Source organism: Methylobacterium sp. E-041 (genome assembly GCF_022829665.1).
Classification (GTDB): Bacteria; Pseudomonadota; Alphaproteobacteria; order Rhizobiales; family Beijerinckiaceae; genus Methylobacterium.
The window spans coordinates 1-15,127 of the sequence record NZ_JAKSYQ010000218.1 but is presented as its reverse complement, the minus strand read 5'-3'; the positions used below and the strand labels follow the sequence as shown (position 1 = coordinate 15,127).

The window sequence follows — 15,127 nt, the reverse complement described above, 5'->3', positions numbered from 1 at the left end:
GCCGCCGGGCTGCCCGGGCGGCGCGATCGAAGAAAGCCCTGTCGGAGGACCGGATGACGGCCTAACTAGCCCGACGTGGAGAGGAGAGCCATCACATGACACGCACCCTGCCGTTGCTCGCAGCCCTCGTCGGCTTCGCATCCGGCGCCACCGGAGCGCTCGCGCAGACCCCGCCGGCCGCGGAGTCGGCCCCGGCCGCCGCACCCCAGACCTTCACCGGCGAGATCAAGAACAACAAGGGCGAGCCGATCGGGACGCTGACGATCCGCGACGGCGCGAACGCGCTGGTGATGCGGATCGCGATCAAGGCCGGCGGCCTGCCGCCCGGCTGGCACGGCATCCACTTCCACGCGGTCGGCGACTGCTCCGACACCGACAAGTTCATGAACTCGAAGGCGCACGTGAACCATGACCAGAGCAAGCACGGCCTGCTCAACCCCGACGGCCCGGACGAGGGCGACCTGCCCAACGTCTACGCGGCGGCCGACGGCTCGGTGAACGCCGAGGTCTCCAGCGAAACGCCGCTGACGGGCGACGGCGGCCTCCAAGACGGCGACGGCTCGGCGCTGATCGTCCACGCCAACGAGGACGACCACACCACGCAGCCGATCGGCGGCGCCGGCAACCGCATCGGCTGCGCGGTGATCAAGTGACCCGCACGACGATCCGCTGAGGGGCACGAGGCCCTCGGTCGAAGGCGGCCGACGCCCGACGAGGGATGTCCCGGTCCGTGCCGACCGGCGGATCGGTCGGATCCGACGCGGCGGCGCGGTCCCCGGCCGCGCCGCCGAGCGCTTCCGGCCCGCTACCGCGGGACTGCCCGACCCACTTCGACGACGAGGACGACCGACGCCGCGTTCAAGCCGACCGTCTACCTGAAGGCGGGCTGCCCGTTCTGCTTCAAGGTCCGCCTGTTCCTGCTCGAAACCGGGCAGCTGGATCGGGCGGACCTGCGCGAGTTCGTCCCCGGCGACGCGGCGGAGACGTCGATCCGCAGCCGGCTCGCGCCGGCGGTCGAGACGGTGACCTTCCCGACGGCCGAGCTTGCGCCCGGCCGGTTCACGACCGAATCCGATGCCATCGTCGCCCATTTCGCGGGGCGCGCCGGCGTCGCGCCCGATGCCTTGCCGACCTACCAGGCCTATCTCGGCGGCGTCTTCAAGAACCTCCAGTCCCTCTACCGCGAGAACATGGAGCTCAAGAACCGGTCCCGGACGGCCTGACGGGCATTCCGCGCGACGGCAGGGCCGGGCTCAGGCCCGCGCCAGGCGCGGCTTGCCTCCGAGCGCCTCCTCCACCGTGCCGTCACCGTCGAGATAGCCGTGGACCTTCGGGTTCGGCATGATCAGCGAGGCGACGAAGGCGATCGCGAGCAGGATGGTGACGTACCAGAAGAAGCTCGATTCCATCCCCGCCTCCTTGAACCACAGCGCCACGTATTCGGCGGTGCCGCCGAAGGTGGCGTTGGCGAGGGCGTAGGACAGGCCGACGCCGAGCGCGCGGACCTTGGTCGGGAACAGCTCCGCCTTCACGATGCCGCTGATCCCCGTGTAGAAGCTCACCGCCAGCAGCCCCAGCGTGATCAGGCCGAAGGCGACGTAGGGGTCCTGCGTCGCGCCGATCGCGGTCATCAGCGGCACCACCATCAGCGTGCCGAGGCCGCTGTAGAGCAGCATGTTGGCCTTGCGCCCGATCCGGTCCGACAGCGCACCGAACAGCGGCTGGACCATCATGTAGACCAGCAGCACCGCGGTCATCGTGCGCGAGGCCGTGCCCTTGTCGAAATGCGCGGTGTTGACGAGATACTTCTGCATGTACGTCGTGAAGGTGTAGAACACCAGCGAGCCGCCGGCGGTGTAGGCCAGGACCACGCAGAATGCGCGCCAATGCTTGGCGAGCTCGGAGAAGGTGCCGGCGTTCTCCTTGTCGGAGCCCGCAGTCTCGGCGAGCGAGCGCCGCAGGTAGAGGGCGACGATGGCGGCCACCGCCCCGAGGAAGAACGGGATTCGCCAGCCGAAGCTGTGCAGCTGCGCCTCGGTGAGCGCAAACTGCAGCACGATCAGCACCAGCGAGGCCAGGAGCTGGCCGCCGATCAGCGTCACGTACTGGAACGAGGCGAAGAATCCGCGCTGACCCTTCAGCGCGACCTCGCTCATGTAGGTGGCGCTGGTGCCGTACTCGCCGCCGACCGAGAGGCCCTGGAGCATGCGCGCCAGCAGCAGCAGCACGGGGGCTGCGGCGCCCACGGTCTCGTAGGTGGGCAGCAGGCCGATGAACAGCGAGCCGATGCACATCATCAGGACCGAGATGACCATCGAGGTCCGGCGCCCGACGCGGTCGGCGATGCGCCCGAACAGCCAGCCGCCGATCGGCCGCATGAAGAAGCCCACGGCGAAGATGCCGGCGGTCTGGAGAAGCTGGCTGGTGGAATCGCCCTTCGGGAAGAACGACGACGCGAAGTAGATCGCGAAGAAGGCGTAGCAGTAGAAATCGTACCACTCGACCAGGTTGCCGGACGACGAGGCGACGATCGCCCGGATGCGGCGGCTGCGGTCGGCCGCCACGTCTTCGGCGGTTGGCGCGATCCCGATCGAGTCGGACATGCTGGCTCCCTGTCTCCGTCGTTCGGACGGCGCATTCTTGATACGGGCGACGTTACAGGCGGGGACCGGGACCGCCTAGGCCGCGTGGGCGCGCGAACGAGGATGCCCACCGCCCGTGTCACGTCGTCTCCGAGCGGCAGGCTCCGACGGAACGCTTTTCGGGACTGTACCGTTTCGGGGCGGTGACTTCGTCGGTCGGCGACGGACGTGGCCTTTCAACAATAACGGGACGGGATCGAGCGCCATGAACAAGATCTTTCGCGGAACGGTGACGGCCGCCGTGCTGGTGCTGGGCACGGCCACGGCCTTCGGCCAGGGCGGCCCCGGCGGCGGTGCCGGCGGGCCGGGCGGCGGCGGCGGACCGGGCGGCGGCGCCGGCGGACCGGCGGGCGGTGCTGGCGGCGGCGCCGGCGGTGGCATGCGCGGCGGTGCAGGCCCTGGCGGCGGTGCTGGCGGTGGTGCCGGCGGCGCGATGCGCGGGAACGACGCCGGCGGCCCGGCGGGCGGCGCGGCCGAGCGCGGCGGGCCGGGCGGCGGTGCCGATCGCGGGGCGCCGGGCGGTGCGGAACGCGGCGGTGCGATGCGCGACGACGGCCCCGGCGGTAAGCCCGGCGCCCGCGACGAGCGCGGCGGCCCCGGGCGCAACGAGACCGGCGGCCCCCGCGGGGATCGCGACGGTCCGGCGGCGCGCGACGGACGCGGCGACCGTGATGGTCCCGGCGCCCGTGACGGCCGGGGCGATCGCGACGGCCCCGGTGCCCGCGGCGACCGCGACGGTCGTCCGGATCGCGGCGCCCGCGGTCCGCGCGGCGGCGGCGAGGCCCGCGGCGCCTATGGGCGTCTCGGCGGCGCCGAGCGCACCCGGTTCCGCCAGGACCTGTTCCGCAGCGGCGTGCCGCGCCTGGCGGCCGGCGCCTTCGCGCTCACCGTCGGCACGGCGATCGCCCGCAGCTATGAACTGCACCGCCTCCCGCCGGCGATCGTCGAGCTGGCACCGGAATACGAGGATTACAGCTACGTCCTCGTGGACGACGACATCGTCATCGTCGATCCGGACACCTACCAGATCGTGGACGTGATCCGCGGCTGAGGCGAAAACCCGCGCCGGCCTGCCCTCCCTCCTCTGCGGGGGAGGGTGTGCCTCGTGGCGGCAAGGGTCGGGAGAGGCGGGTGCGTCGTCCGGATACGGCGCTCCCCCTCTCCCGATGTGCTTCGCGGGCCGACATTCCGCGCCAACCGAGGGGCGCGGCGGCGCATCGGGCGAGCGGCCCCGGCCCTACGTCCCGCGGTCGAGCATCCGCGAGACGACCCGCGCCGTGTAGTCGACCATCGGCACGATGCGGGCGTAGTTCAGGCGCGTCGGGCCGATCACGCCGACGACGCCGACGATGGTCTGCGAGCCGTCGCGGAACGGCGCCGCGATCAGCGACGAGCCGGAGAGCGAGAACAGCTTGTTCTCCGAGCCGATGAAGATCCGCACCCCGTCGCCGCCCTCGGCGCGGGCGAGCAGGTCGATCACGTCCTTCTGCGTCTCGAGGTCCGAGAACAGCAGCCGCATCCGCTCGAGGTCCTCGATCGCGCGAAGGTCGTCGAGCAGGTTGGCCTGCCCGCGCACGATGAGCTGGCGGGCCTCGCTCGGGCCGACGGACACGGCGAGGCCCGCATCGACCAGGCGCTCGGTGATCGCGTCGAGCTCGCGCTTCATCGCCTGGCGACCCGCCTCGATCTCGGCGCGCAGGCCGCCGAGGGTGCGGCCGTGCAGGCGGGCGTTGAGGTAGTTCGACGCCTCCTGCAGCGCGCTCGCCGGCAGGCCCGGCGGCAGGTCGAGCAGGCGGTTCTCGACCGAGCCGTCGTCGGAGACGAGCACCACCAGGGCGCGTGCCGGATCGAGCCGCACGAACTCGATGTGCTTGAGCTGCACGTTGGTCTTGGTCGTCAGCACCACGCCGGCTCCGCGCGAGATGCCCGAGAGCAGGCTCGACGCCTCGGCCAGCGCCGAATCGAAGGTGTGCCGCGAGGCCGCCGCCCGCATCTGCGCCTCGATCCGCTCCTGCTCCTCGCGGCCGACATCGCCGAGCTCGAGCATCGCGTCGACGAAGAAGCGCAGGCCCAGCTCGGTCGGCAGGCGCCCGGCGGAGGTGTGCGGCGCGAAGATCAGCCCGGACTGCTCCAGGTCGGACATCACGTTGCGGATCGAGGCCGGCGACAGGGTCATGGGCAGGATGCGCGCGAGGTTGCGCGATCCCATCGGCTCGCCGGTGGAGAGATAGCCCTCGACGATCTGCCGGAAGATCTCGCGGGCACGCTCGTTCAGCGCGGCGAGGGCCTGCGCCTGCGGCGGTTGGGAGAAGGGTCGGGAAAACTCGGTCACGCGCGGTTCCTGGCCGATGATTGTGTCCCGCTAAAGCCTGCGGATCAATCCATGAGCTTCTCATACGGCGCTCGGGCGCTTCGGGTTGCCGCGTGTGGCGGCGCAGCCTAAGCACCCCGCTCGAATTCGGGAATCAGGAGAACGCCGCATGCGGCCTTCGAAGCGCGCGGCCGACGAGTTGCGCAAGGTCACGCTCGATTGCTCAGTCGCCCGCTACGCGGAGGGCTCCTGCCTCGTGACCTTCGGCGAGACCCGGGTCCTGTGCACCGCCTCGCTGGAGGAGCGCGGGCCGCACTGGCTACGCGGCTCCGGCAAGGGCTGGATCACGGCGGAGTACGCCATGCTGCCGCGCGCCACGCACGAGCGCACCCGCCGCGAGGTCAATTCCGGCAAGCCCTCGGGCCGGACGCAGGAAATCCAGCGGCTGATCGGGCGATCTCTGCGCGCCGTCACCAACTTGCCGGCGATGGGCGAGAAGCAGATCACCGTCGACTGCGACGTGATCCAGGCCGACGGCGGCACCCGCACGGCATCGATCACCGGCGCCTGGGTCGCGCTGCACGAGTGCTTCGCCTGGATGCGCGCCCGCTCGATGATCTCGGTCGACCCGCTGCGCGACCACGTCGCCGCCATCTCCTGCGGCATCGTCAAGGGCGCCGCCGTGCTCGACCTCGACTACGCCGAGGATTCGGGCGCCGAGACCGACGCCAACTTCGTCATCACCGGCACCGGCGGCCTCGTCGAGGTTCAGGGCACCGCCGAGGGCAAGCCGTTCTCGGAGGACGAGCTGCTCGCGCTGCTCCGGCTCGCCAAGGGCGGCGTCGCCGACCTCGTCGCCCTCCAGAAGCAGGCGATCGCATGAGCCACCGCATCCTCTCGGGCCGGGTCGTGATCGCGACCCACAATGCCGGCAAGCTGGTGGAGATGCGCGAGCTGCTCGCGCCCTTCGGCGTCGAGGCGGTCTCTGCCGGCGAGCTCGGGCTCGCGGAACCCGACGAGACCGGCACGATGTTTTCCGAGAACGCCGCGATCAAGGCGGTCGCCGCCGCCAACGCCGCGGGCCTGCCGGCCTTCGCCGACGATTCGGGCCTGTGCGTTGATGCGCTCGATGGGGCGCCCGGGCTGTTCTCCGCCCGCTGGGCCGGGGCGTCCAAGGACTTTTCCGGCGCGATGGCGCGGATCTTCGCGGAGCTGGACCTGCGCGGGGCGAGCGACCGGAGGGCGCACTTCGTCTCGGCCCTGGTGCTGGCCTGGCCCGACGGCCACACCGAACTGTTCGAGGGCCGCGTCTTCGGCGACCTCGTCGAGCCGCGCGGCACGGCCGGCTTCGGCTACGACCCGATGTTCCGGCCCGACGGCTTCGACCGCACCTTCGGCGAGATCGCGTCGGAGGAGAAGCACGGGGTCGACTGGCAGACCGGCGACGCCCTCTCGCATCGGGCCCGCGCCTTCGTGAAGCTCGCCGCCGCATGCCTGCGCCGGCCGGGCTGAACGGATCGGGCGATTGCCAAACGGCGCGCACGCGAGCACATCGCGTGCGATGACCGACCGTTCAGGCCCGGACCACCCGACCCGCGATGCGGGCTTCGGCGTCTACGTGCATTGGCCCTTCTGCGCCTCGAAGTGCCCGTATTGCGACTTCAACAGCCATGTCCGCCACGCGCCGGTGGACGAGGCGCGCTACCTCGCGGCCTTCCGCGCCGAGATCGCGCACGTGGCGGGGCGCACCCCCGGCCGCACCGTCTCGAGCATCTTCCTCGGCGGCGGCACGCCCTCGCTGATGCAGCCCGCGACGGTCGCCGGCATCCTCGATGCCATCGCCGCAGCCTGGGGCGTCGAGCCCGGCGCCGAGATCACGTTGGAGGCCAACCCGACCAGCGTCGAGGCCGGGCGCTTCCGGGGCTACCGCACGGCCGGGGTCAACCGCGTCTCCCTCGGCGTCCAGGCCTTCGACGACGCTTCGCTCAAGAGCCTCGGGCGGCTGCACAGCGCCGAGGAGGCCTTCGCCGCGATCCGGGTCGCGCAGGGCGCGTTCGACCGCAGCTCGTTCGACCTGATCTACGCGCGCCCGAACCAGACCGCCGCGGCGTGGCGGCGCGAGCTCACCGAGGCGATCGGCCGGGCGGCCGAGCACCTCTCGCTCTACCAGCTCACCATCGAGCCCGGCACACCGTTCTACGGGCTCGCCGCCGCCGGCCGGCTGGTGCCGCCCGACGACGAGACCGCCCGCGCGCTCTACGACGTGACTCAGGAGGTCTGCGACCGGGCGGGCCTGCCGGCCTACGAGATCTCGAACCACGCGCGTGCCGGCGCGCAGTCGCGCCACAACCTGCTGTACTGGCGCTACGGCGAATATGCCGGCATCGGCCCCGGCGCGCATGGCCGTCTCGTGACGGAGGCCGGCCGCCTCGGCACCGTCACCGAGAAGGCACCGGAGGCCTGGCTCGCCCGGGTCGAGCGCGACGGCCACGGCATCGCCGAGACCGAGACGATCGCCGGCGCCGACCAGGGCGACGAGTTCCTGATGATGGGCTTGCGCCTGTCCGAGGGCATCGACCCGGCGCGCTATGCCGCGCTCAAGGGCCGCCCGCTCGACGGGTCGCGGGTCGCGGCGCTGATCGGCGACGGCCTCGTGGCGCGGCTCGACGGCGGCCGCATCGCCGCGACCGCGCGCGGCGCTCCGGTGCTCAACGCCGTGGTCGCGAGCCTCGCGGCGTGATGCCGTACGCCTCCGCGCGCGTCGAAAGCCGATCCGTGAGCCGGCGATGACACCGACCGTCATCGTCCTCGTGCTGCTCGCGCCGCTGCTGCATGCCGGGTGGAACACGCTGCTGCGCGGCGGCGCCGACCGGCTCTGGACCAATCAGCGTGATGAACTTCACAGTCGGCGGGCTCGGGCTCCTCATCACCGTCGCGGTCGAGCTGCCAGGTCTTCGACACCGCGGCGATGGTCACCGTCCACCGCGCGTTTCCGCTCTGGCTCCTGCTGACGCGCGGATCGGCGGCCCTCGGCGGGCGGCCCGCCGCGGTCGCGCGCGCCGTCGGCGGGGGCGCCGCCTCGCTGCTGGCCTACGCGGCGGTGATCTGGGCGATGCGGCTCGGGGCGATGGGGCCGGTCTCGGCCCTGCGCGAGACCAGCGTGGTCTTCGCCGCGCTCCTCGGCCGCGCCTTCCTGGCGGAGCGCCGGACCGCCGGCCGCATCGCCGCCTGCACGGTCGTCGCGGCCGGCGCGGCGATGATCGGCCACGACTGACGCGCGGTGGAGGCTCAGGTGCCGGGTTTGGCCAGGGCGCGGGGCGCCGGGCTGACCACGCTCGACGCGTTGTTGCGGATCTCGTGGACGGCGAGCGCCCGGTCGCTCAGGCCGTCGGCGCGGAAGCGGAAGGTGCCGTCGACGCCGGCGAACCCGGCGCTCTTGGTCAGGGTCGCGTCGGCGAAGCGCTGGGTCCCGTATTGCCGCGCGAGCGCCGCACTGAGCGAGACCGCGTCGTAGGCCAGCGAGGCGACCCGCGGCGGGCTCGTGCCGAACCGCGCCTGGTAACGCCCGGCGAAGTTGCCGAATCCGCCGGTGTCCGGCGCGGCGAAGCGGCCGCCCTGCAGGGCCGGCAGCGCGAAGAGCCGCGGCTCGTTCCACACCGCGGTGCCGATCGGCCGGACGCGGGACGGCGCGAAGCCGGCCTTGCTGAGCGCGGCCGCCACATTCGGCAGCCCGTCGGCGGTCTCGGGCAGGAACAGGGTGTCGGCCTGGGCGCCCGGTCCGGTGATCAGGCCGCCGAGGCGCGCGATCGCCGCCTCCGGCGCGCCGGGGGCGTAGCGTTCGATGCCGACGAGACGGGCGCCCTTGCGCGCCACCGCTTCGCGGAACTGCGCCTCGACGGCGTTGCCGTAGGCGTTCTCGGGGATCAGCGCGGCGAAGGAGCGGCGCCCGCCCGCGACCGACTCGTCGACGATCCGGTCGACCTCGGCCTGCGGGAGGAAGCTCAGCAGGTAGGTGCCGGGGCCGGCGACGCTCGCATCGGTCGAGAACGCGATCACCGGCTTGCCCGCGGCGCGCGCCGTCGCCGAGGCGGCCGCGACGTTGGCGGCGAAGAGCGGGCCGAGCACCAGCTCGGCGCCCTCGGCGATGGCGGCGCTCGTCGCCTCGCGGGCGCCGTCCGGCGAACCGCGGTCGTCGCGCACCAGGATCTGGAGGTCGGGCTGCTGGTATTCCTCGATCGCGAGCTCGGCCGCGTTGCGCATCGCCGCCCCGAGATTGGCCCCCTGGCCCGAGAGCGGCACGACGAGGGCGACCTTGACCGAACCGGTGCCGATCCGGCCCGGCGCCGAGGCGGCGGCCGGCGTCGAGCCGGGAACGGCGTCGGCGGGCGGTGCGAGGTCGGGAGCGAGTTCGGCCCGCGGCGGCGGCGCGGCGCGGACGGAACGCGCCCGATCCGGAACGCCGATGCAGCCGGCAAGGGCGAGGATCACGGCGAGGGCGGCGCCGGCCCGGAGGGCGCGGGGCGGGACACATCGCGCCATCGCGAAACTTCCTTCCCGTAAAGATCGTCCACGCGGGATCGTGGCTCTGGCTTAAAGCGTGGACCCGAAAAGTAAACGCGCCGATGTCGCAGGATCGCGCGCGCGCCCGGAAAACACGAATCAGCGGGGGTTCGCGGCGGTTCGGCGGCCGCAAGCAAATTCCGCTCGGCGGCTTGGCGTGGCAAGGTCCGCGCGATGACACAGCGAATCGAGCCCGCACGCCGCCCCCGCAGGGACGGGCCGGCCAAATCCACCGCGACCAAGGTTGCGACCTTCACCGCCTTCGGGCTGGCGACGGAAGCGGAGCCGCTCGCGCCGGGCCTGCACGTGGTGGCGACGCCGATCGGCAACCTGCGCGACGTCACAATCCGGGCGCTCGCGACGCTGGCCGCCGCCGACGCGGTGCTCGCCGAGGACACCCGCGTCACCCGGACGCTGCTGATGCACTACGGCATCACCACGCCGCTCGTCGCCTACCACGAGCATTCGAACGCCGCCGTCCGCGAGCGCATGGTGCGGCGGATGCTGGACGGCGAGGCGCTGGCGCTGGTGTCGGATGCCGGCACGCCGCTGGTCTCCGATCCCGGGTTCAAGCTGGTCCAGGCGGCGATCGAGGCGGGGATCTGCATCACGCCGATTCCCGGCCCGTCGGCGGTGATGACGGCGATCGTCGCCGCCGGCCTGCCGACCGACCGGTTCTTCTTCGAGGGTTTCCTGCCGCAGAAGGCCGGCGCCCGCCGCAACCGGCTCTCGGCGCTGGCGACCGTGCCCGGCACGCTGGTCCTGTTCGAATCGCCCCACCGCCTGCCGGAGATGCTGGCGGACGCGGCGGAGGTCCTCGGCGGCGCCCGTCCCGCGGCCGTGGCGCGCGAGCTGACGAAGATGTTCGAGACGATCCGCCGCGGCACCCTGGCCAGCCTCAACGACACCTTCGCGGAGGAGGGCGCCCCGAAGGGCGAGGTCGTGGTGGTGATCGGGACCGCGCCGGACGAGGCCACTCCGGAGGAGGCCGATGCCGGCCTCGACGCGGCCCTGCGCGTCGCGCTCGCGCGGCACTCGATCAAGGATGCCGCAAGCCTCGTTGCCGACGAGACCGGGCAGCCGCGCCGCGCCGTCTACAACCGTGCGCTGGTGCTGGCTCGCGAGACCGATGCGGACGCCTGATGCCGCGCGCCGGAAGGCGACCGAACGCCGCGGGCGCCGGGCCGAATGGCTGGCGCTCGGCGCGCTGATGCTGAAGGGCTATCGTCCCTTAGCGATGCGGGTGAGCGCGTCGGGCGGCGAGATCGACCTGATCGTGCGCCGCGGCGGCACCATCGCCTTCGTCGAGGTCAAGGCGCGCGCGACGCTGATCGAGGCGCAGGGCGCGATCGGCCGGGTCAAGCGACAACGCTTCTCGCGCGCGGTGCGGAGCTGGATCGCGCGGCATCCGTTCGCCGGGAGCCTGACCCTGCGGGCGGACGCGGTCTTCATCGGCGGACGCAGCTGGCCGGTCCACCTCGTCGACGCGTTCCCGATCGAGGGCCTGTAGCGGACGGTCAGGCGCGCCCGGCGCTGATCGCGCCGATGAGCGTGCGCTTGAGGTCGGCCTGGCTGAACGGCTTCTGCACCACCGGGCGATCGCGGAACGGCTCGCGGATGCCGGCGCCGCCGTAGCCGGTCGAGAAGATCAGCGGCAGGTCGCGCTTCGCGATCGCCTCGGCGACCGGGTAGATCGGCTCGCCGGCGACGTTCACGTCGAGGATCGCGACCTCGAAGGTCTCGCCCTCGGCCATCTCCAGGGCGGTCGAGAGGCGTGCGGCCGGGCCGACCACGGTGCAGCCGAAATCGAGCAGCATGTCTTCGAGCAGCATCGAGATCGCGGCTTCGTCCTCGACGACGAGCACCCGCTTACCCTGGAGAACGTCGTCGTTCGGTTCCGCGCTCACGCCGAGGTGTCTTCCTTGTCGATCCGCTCCGCTTCAACGGAACGTCGCCATGATGGCTGGTCGGATCCGATCGTCGCGCCAGGAGAACCAAGCGGGTACACCGGGCGGCTGAGGGGTCGCCCGGAACGCCGGTTGTGTCAAGCGTCCGGCGCGGGCTGTTCCGTCGGCAATGTTACACGGCGATACATTTCGCGATAGGGTGTGGCACGGTCCGCGTGAGGGCAGAACCCGCAATGGGCCGATCTTTTCCTGACACGACCGGATTTTTCCTGTGAGGGGTCGCCCCGTTCCGATCTGCGACCGCCGCGCCGTGCTGGTCGGCCTCGGCGCCGCCATCGCGGCGGCGCCCGCGCGCGGGCAGGGCGCGGTGGTGGTCGCCTCGAAGAGCGACACCGAGGGCACGCTCACCGGCAGCATGATCGCCCTGTGCCTGGAGGATCTCGGCATCCCGGTGCAGCGCCGCCTCGGCCTCGGGCCGACGCTGATCGTGCGCTCGGCCCTGATGTCGGGCGATGTCGACCTTTATCCCGAATACACCGGCAACGGCGCCTTCTTCACCGGCACCGAGGGCGATCCGGCCTGGAAGCGGGCCGACGGCGCCTACGCCGCGATCGCGGCGGCGGATCGGGCCAAGGGCCTCGTCTGGCTCGGGCGGGCGCCGGCCAACAACACCTGGCTGATCGCGGTGCGGGGCAGCCTCGCCCGGCGCGAAGGGCTCGCCACCATGGCGGATTTCGCCGGGGCCGTGCGGCGCGGGTTGATCCTGCTCGCGGCCTCGACCGAGTTCGTCGAGAGCCCGGCGGCCCTGCCGTCCTTCGAAGCGGCCTACGGGTTCTCGCTGCCGATGAACCGCATCATCAGCCTGCCCGGCGGCGACACGGCGGTGACCGCGCGGGCGGCGGCGCAGGGCATCAGCGGCGTCAACGCCGGCATGGTCTACGGCACCGACGGGGCGCTCGACGCCCTCGACCTGACCGTGATGAGCGATCCGAAGGGCGCGCAGATCGTCTACGAGGTCGCCCCGGTGATCCGCGCCGACACCCTGGCGCGCCACCCGCGCATCCGCGAGAAGCTCGATCCGGTGTTCGCGCGCCTCGATGCCCATACGCTCCGCCGGCTCAACGCCCGCATCACCGTCGAGGGCCAGGTCGCCGAGACGGTGGCACGGACGTTCCTGCGCGACGCCGGCTTCATCGCTTGACGCCCGCAACGGAGGATCGACGCGGGGGCATCGGCCCGCCGCTGTTCGCCGCCGCCTTCCTCGGTGCGGTCTACGGCCTGCCGCTGCTGCGCATCGCGAAGAACCGCCTCGTCGTCGGCGAGCCTGTCTACGCGCTGGACGGCCTCGGGGCCCTGCCCGGATTCGGGCCGGAGATCGAGGCGGTGGCCGGGCTCGTGCTGGGCGCGGTGCTGCTCGCCCGGATCGGGCGGACGCGGATCGGCGTCGGCGCCGCCACCGTGCTCCTCGCCCTGGCCCTCGGGCTGCTGATGCTGGCGCTGGGCAGCACGGCCGGGGACCTTCTCGCCGGCGAGCCGCCGGCCGCCCGCGCCGGCCTCGCCTCCGGTGCCTGGACGGCGCTGCTGCTGCTCGCGGGCGGGCTCGCCCACCTCGCCCGCCGCATGGCCGTCCCCGGGCTCGAGGGCGCGCTCGCGGCCGCGTTCCTGGGCTTCGTCGCGCTGGCCGGCTCGACCGGGACGCTTGGGAGCCTGTCGCTCGCCGTCGAGTTCGCGGCGCGCAAGGACGTGGTCGGCGAAGCCTTGGTGCGGCATCTGCTGCTTTCGGGAAGCGCGGTGCTGCTGGCAGTCGGCGGTTCCGTGCTGCTCTCGCTGTGGCGACGCGGGCAGGGCCTCGTCGAGGTGCTGGTCGGCGGCATCCAAGTGGTGCCGGCCGTGGCCCTGCTCGGCGCGCTGGTCGCCGTCGCCTCGGGCCTGCTGCAGGCGGTCCCGGCGCTCCGCGAGGCCGGCCTCGGCGCGCTCGGGCCGGTGCCGGCGGTGATCGGCATCGCCGCCTATCTGCTGCTCCCGCTGTGGCGCGGCCTCGCTCTAGCGCTCGCAGCGCCGGACCCGGCGACCCTCGACGCGGCCGAGGCCCTCGGCCTGCCCCCACGAACGATCCTGTTCCAGGTGCGGCTGCCGATCGGCGCCGGCATCCTGCTTGGGGCGCTGCGCGTCGCCTGCGTCCAGGGGATCGGGCTCGCGACCCTCGGGGCGCTGGTCGGGGCCGGCGGCCTCGGCGGCATCGTCTTCGACGGCATGGCGCAGTTCGCCCCGGACCTGATCCTGCTCGGCGCGATCCCGATCGTCGCGCTCTCGCTCGTCGTCGAGCGGACCTTGAGCCTCGCCGAGGATCGCTGGCGCGGGACGCCGGCATGACCCGGCTGCGTGCCCTGCACCCGGCCCTCGGAGCCGTCGCCGCCGGCCTCGTGCTCGCGTGCTTCAGTCATCCGACCGTCGCCGCGGCGATCGTCTCGGCGCTCGGCGAGACGCCGCGGCGGGCGCTGCCGCTCAACCATCTCGGTGCGCTCGCCCTGCACCACCTGATCCTCGCCGGGACCGGCCTCGTCCTCGTCGCGATCACGGGAATCGGCCTCGGGATCCTCGCGACCCGCCCCGGCGCGGCCTCGGTCCGGGGCGGGATCGATACGCTGGCCGCCGCGGCGCAGGCGGTGCCGCCGGTGGTCGTGGTGGCGCTCGCCCTGCCGGTGCTCGGCTTCGGCGGCCCGCCGACCCTGCTGGCCCTGGTGCTCTACGGCATCATGCCGACGCTCCGCGGCACGGTCGGCGCCCTGGAGGCGGTGCCGGCGGAGACGCGCGAGGCCGCCAAAGCGCTTGGGCTCACCGCCCGTCAGACCCTGACGCGGATCGAGCTGCCGCTGGCCGCGCCCGCCATCGTCGAGACCTTGCGCACGGCCCTCGTCCTCGCCGTGGCGACCGCCGCGGTCGGCGCGCTGGCCGGCGCCGCGACGCTCGGCACGCCGATCGTCGCCGGCCTCCAGAACCAGAACACCGTGCCGATGCTCCAGGGCGCCGCCGCGACGGCGGCGCTCGCCTTCCTGTGCGACGCGCTGATGGTCGCGGCGGCAGGCCTGCTTCGCCGCTGATCGCCTCCTCGACGACGAAGCGCGAATCCAATAGGCCTGAATAGGAAAATACTCTACGTGAGGTACGCGACGTCCACCGGCTTCGTCGCACGCGAAGTCGGCTTCGGTCTTTTGGGAGGGCGTGTGCGGATCACCTGCGGTACGCATGCCCTCGGCAATTTGGTGGATCGAGCACTGGAGCGCGTGTGGATCGAACGCACCGTGGCAGAGCCGGAAGAGACCGAGACGGACCCGAAGCACCCGGAACGAAGACGGGCCTATCGCTCGGTGCCGGAGCGCGACGGCAGGATGCTGCGCGTGGTATACGTGCCGACCGAAGATGGCGTGCACATCGTGACCGCATTCTTCGATCGCAGCCGGAGGCGCTCACGTGAAGTCGCGGTATGACGCTAAGACCGATGCGCTCTACGTGCGCTTCGCGGATACCCCCGTCGTCGAAAGCGAGGAAGTCCGTCCCGGCCTAGTTGTCGTTGCCCAGAAGGTTGTTCAGCCTTTGCCAGGGTGTCTGTCGGCTGAGGGCGGAGTGGGTTCGGCTGGTGTTGTAGTGGTCGATCCAGGGGCTCATGGCTTGTGTCCGCTCGGCGGATGAGGCGTAGGGCTCGGCGT

Annotated in this window: 18 protein-coding genes and 1 pseudogene; 14 read left to right on the top strand and 5 right to left on the bottom strand. The window is 72.5% G+C overall.

What is annotated here, in order from left to right:
- Window positions 1–95: 95 nt before the first annotated feature.
- The gene (locus tag MKK70_RS20155; RefSeq protein WP_147729999.1) at window positions 96–653 is read left to right on the top strand and encodes a superoxide dismutase family protein; all 558 of its coding nucleotides are present in this window, start codon (window positions 96–98) and stop codon (window positions 651–653) included.
- 222 nt (window positions 654–875) lie between these two features.
- Complete coding sequence (locus MKK70_RS31130) at window positions 876–1,223, top strand: glutathione S-transferase N-terminal domain-containing protein (protein ID WP_405044362.1); 348 nt, start codon at window positions 876–878, stop codon at window positions 1,221–1,223.
- Window positions 1,224–1,253: 30 nt separating this feature from the next.
- On the opposite strand, the gene MKK70_RS20145 is transcribed toward MKK70_RS31130, so the two are convergent.
- Complete coding sequence (locus MKK70_RS20145) at window positions 1,254–2,603, bottom strand: MFS family transporter (protein WP_147729610.1); 1,350 nt, start codon at window positions 2,601–2,603, stop codon at window positions 1,254–1,256.
- Between the two features lie 244 nt (window positions 2,604–2,847).
- Between MKK70_RS20145 and MKK70_RS20140 the strand changes: the two genes are divergently transcribed.
- Window positions 2,848–3,693 carry a DUF1236 domain-containing protein gene (locus MKK70_RS20140; protein WP_243949501.1) on the top strand — a complete coding sequence of 282 codons (846 nt, stop codon included), beginning with the start codon at window positions 2,848–2,850 and terminating at the stop codon, window positions 3,691–3,693.
- Between the two features lie 186 nt (window positions 3,694–3,879).
- Here the strand turns inward: MKK70_RS20140 and hrcA are convergent, their stop codons facing one another.
- Entirely contained in the window at window positions 3,880–4,974 is a 1,095-nt protein-coding gene (hrcA, locus tag MKK70_RS20135; protein WP_147728964.1) for a heat-inducible transcriptional repressor HrcA, read from the bottom strand.
- Window positions 4,975–5,122: 148 nt separating this feature from the next.
- Between hrcA and rph the strand changes: the two genes are divergently transcribed.
- From rph to MKK70_RS20115, 4 genes are all read left to right on the top strand, one after another.
- Window positions 5,123–5,836: a ribonuclease PH gene (gene rph / locus MKK70_RS20130; protein ID WP_243949499.1), complete on the top strand. Its 714-nt coding sequence runs from the start codon at window positions 5,123–5,125 to the stop codon at window positions 5,834–5,836.
- Complete coding sequence (gene rdgB, locus MKK70_RS20125; RefSeq protein ID WP_147728962.1) at window positions 5,833–6,465, top strand: RdgB/HAM1 family non-canonical purine NTP pyrophosphatase; 633 nt, start codon at window positions 5,833–5,835, stop codon at window positions 6,463–6,465. The genes rph and rdgB overlap by 4 nt, the downstream gene beginning before the upstream one ends.
- A gap of 49 nt (window positions 6,466–6,514) precedes the next feature.
- Window positions 6,515–7,693, top strand: coding sequence for a radical SAM family heme chaperone HemW (hemW, locus tag MKK70_RS20120; RefSeq protein ID WP_147844311.1), 1,179 nt, complete (start codon window positions 6,515–6,517; stop codon window positions 7,691–7,693).
- A gap of 228 nt (window positions 7,694–7,921) precedes the next feature.
- A complete protein-coding gene (locus tag MKK70_RS20115; RefSeq protein WP_243949497.1) occupies window positions 7,922–8,227 on the top strand; it encodes an EamA family transporter in 306 nt (101 codons plus the stop codon).
- A gap of 14 nt (window positions 8,228–8,241) precedes the next feature.
- Here the strand turns inward: MKK70_RS20115 and MKK70_RS20110 are convergent, their stop codons facing one another.
- Window positions 8,242–9,492, bottom strand: coding sequence for a penicillin-binding protein activator (locus tag MKK70_RS20110; protein ID WP_243949496.1), 1,251 nt, complete (start codon window positions 9,490–9,492; stop codon window positions 8,242–8,244).
- Window positions 9,493–9,687: 195 nt separating this feature from the next.
- On the opposite strand from MKK70_RS20110, the gene rsmI reads away from it, so the two are divergent.
- Together rsmI and MKK70_RS20100 are read left to right on the top strand one after the other, a co-directional pair.
- A complete protein-coding gene (rsmI, locus tag MKK70_RS20105; protein ID WP_147859666.1) occupies window positions 9,688–10,656 on the top strand; it encodes a 16S rRNA (cytidine(1402)-2'-O)-methyltransferase in 969 nt (322 codons plus the stop codon).
- Entirely contained in the window at window positions 10,643–11,023 is a 381-nt protein-coding gene (locus tag MKK70_RS20100) for a YraN family protein (protein WP_243949495.1), read from the top strand. The genes rsmI and MKK70_RS20100 overlap by 14 nt, the downstream gene beginning before the upstream one ends.
- A 7-nt stretch (window positions 11,024–11,030) precedes the next feature.
- Here MKK70_RS20100 and MKK70_RS20095 read toward each other — a convergent pair whose 3' ends face one another.
- Window positions 11,031–11,420 (bottom strand): response regulator, encoded by a 390-nt coding sequence (locus tag MKK70_RS20095; protein WP_243949493.1) that lies wholly within the window; start codon window positions 11,418–11,420, stop codon window positions 11,031–11,033.
- Window positions 11,421–11,691: 271 nt separating this feature from the next.
- On the opposite strand from MKK70_RS20095, the gene MKK70_RS20090 reads away from it, so the two are divergent.
- The 5 genes and pseudogenes from MKK70_RS20090 to MKK70_RS31125 form a co-directional block, all read left to right on the top strand.
- Window positions 11,692–12,621, top strand: coding sequence for a glycine betaine ABC transporter substrate-binding protein (locus MKK70_RS20090; protein ID WP_409567250.1), 930 nt, complete (start codon window positions 11,692–11,694; stop codon window positions 12,619–12,621).
- Window positions 12,618–13,793, top strand: coding sequence for an ABC transporter permease (locus MKK70_RS20085; protein ID WP_243949491.1), 1,176 nt, complete (start codon window positions 12,618–12,620; stop codon window positions 13,791–13,793). The genes MKK70_RS20090 and MKK70_RS20085 overlap by 4 nt, the downstream gene beginning before the upstream one ends.
- A gap of 5 nt (window positions 13,794–13,798) precedes the next feature.
- A complete protein-coding gene (locus MKK70_RS20080) occupies window positions 13,799–14,521 on the top strand; it encodes an ABC transporter permease subunit (RefSeq protein WP_405044363.1) in 723 nt (240 codons plus the stop codon).
- Between the two features lie 57 nt (window positions 14,522–14,578).
- Window positions 14,579–14,908, top strand: coding sequence for a DUF4258 domain-containing protein (locus MKK70_RS20075; RefSeq protein ID WP_243949488.1), 330 nt, complete (start codon window positions 14,579–14,581; stop codon window positions 14,906–14,908).
- Window positions 14,892–14,945: pseudogene (locus tag MKK70_RS31125) on the top strand (DUF2283 domain-containing protein); the annotation flags it as partial. The gene MKK70_RS20075 and the pseudogene MKK70_RS31125, both read left to right, overlap by 17 nt.
- A gap of 36 nt (window positions 14,946–14,981) precedes the next feature.
- Here MKK70_RS31125 and MKK70_RS31120 read toward each other — a convergent pair.
- Window positions 14,982–15,127 (bottom strand): integrase core domain-containing protein (locus tag MKK70_RS31120; protein ID WP_409568300.1); only part of this gene is annotated, 146 nt, incomplete at its 5' end.

Excerpts from the sequence above, each read along its gene's own strand:
- MKK70_RS20155 (WP_147729999.1), top strand. The coding sequence starts at position 96 with ATGACACGCACCCTGCCGTTGCTCGCAGCCCTCGTCGGCTTCGCATCC.
- MKK70_RS20145 (WP_147729610.1), bottom strand. The coding sequence starts at position 2,603 with ATGTCCGACTCGATCGGGATCGCGCCAACCGCCGAAGACGTGGCGGCC.
- MKK70_RS20140 (WP_243949501.1), top strand. The coding sequence starts at position 2,848 with ATGAACAAGATCTTTCGCGGAACGGTGACGGCCGCCGTGCTGGTGCTG.
- rph (WP_243949499.1), top strand. The coding sequence starts at position 5,123 with ATGCGGCCTTCGAAGCGCGCGGCCGACGAGTTGCGCAAGGTCACGCTC.
- rdgB (WP_147728962.1), top strand. The coding sequence starts at position 5,833 with ATGAGCCACCGCATCCTCTCGGGCCGGGTCGTGATCGCGACCCACAAT.
- hemW (WP_147844311.1), top strand. The coding sequence starts at position 6,515 with ATGACCGACCGTTCAGGCCCGGACCACCCGACCCGCGATGCGGGCTTC.
- MKK70_RS20115 (WP_243949497.1), top strand. The coding sequence starts at position 7,922 with ATGGTCACCGTCCACCGCGCGTTTCCGCTCTGGCTCCTGCTGACGCGC.
- MKK70_RS20110 (WP_243949496.1), bottom strand. The coding sequence starts at position 9,492 with ATGGCGCGATGTGTCCCGCCCCGCGCCCTCCGGGCCGGCGCCGCCCTC.
- rsmI (WP_147859666.1), top strand. The coding sequence starts at position 9,688 with ATGACACAGCGAATCGAGCCCGCACGCCGCCCCCGCAGGGACGGGCCG.
- MKK70_RS20100 (WP_243949495.1), top strand. The coding sequence starts at position 10,643 with ATGCGGACGCCTGATGCCGCGCGCCGGAAGGCGACCGAACGCCGCGGG.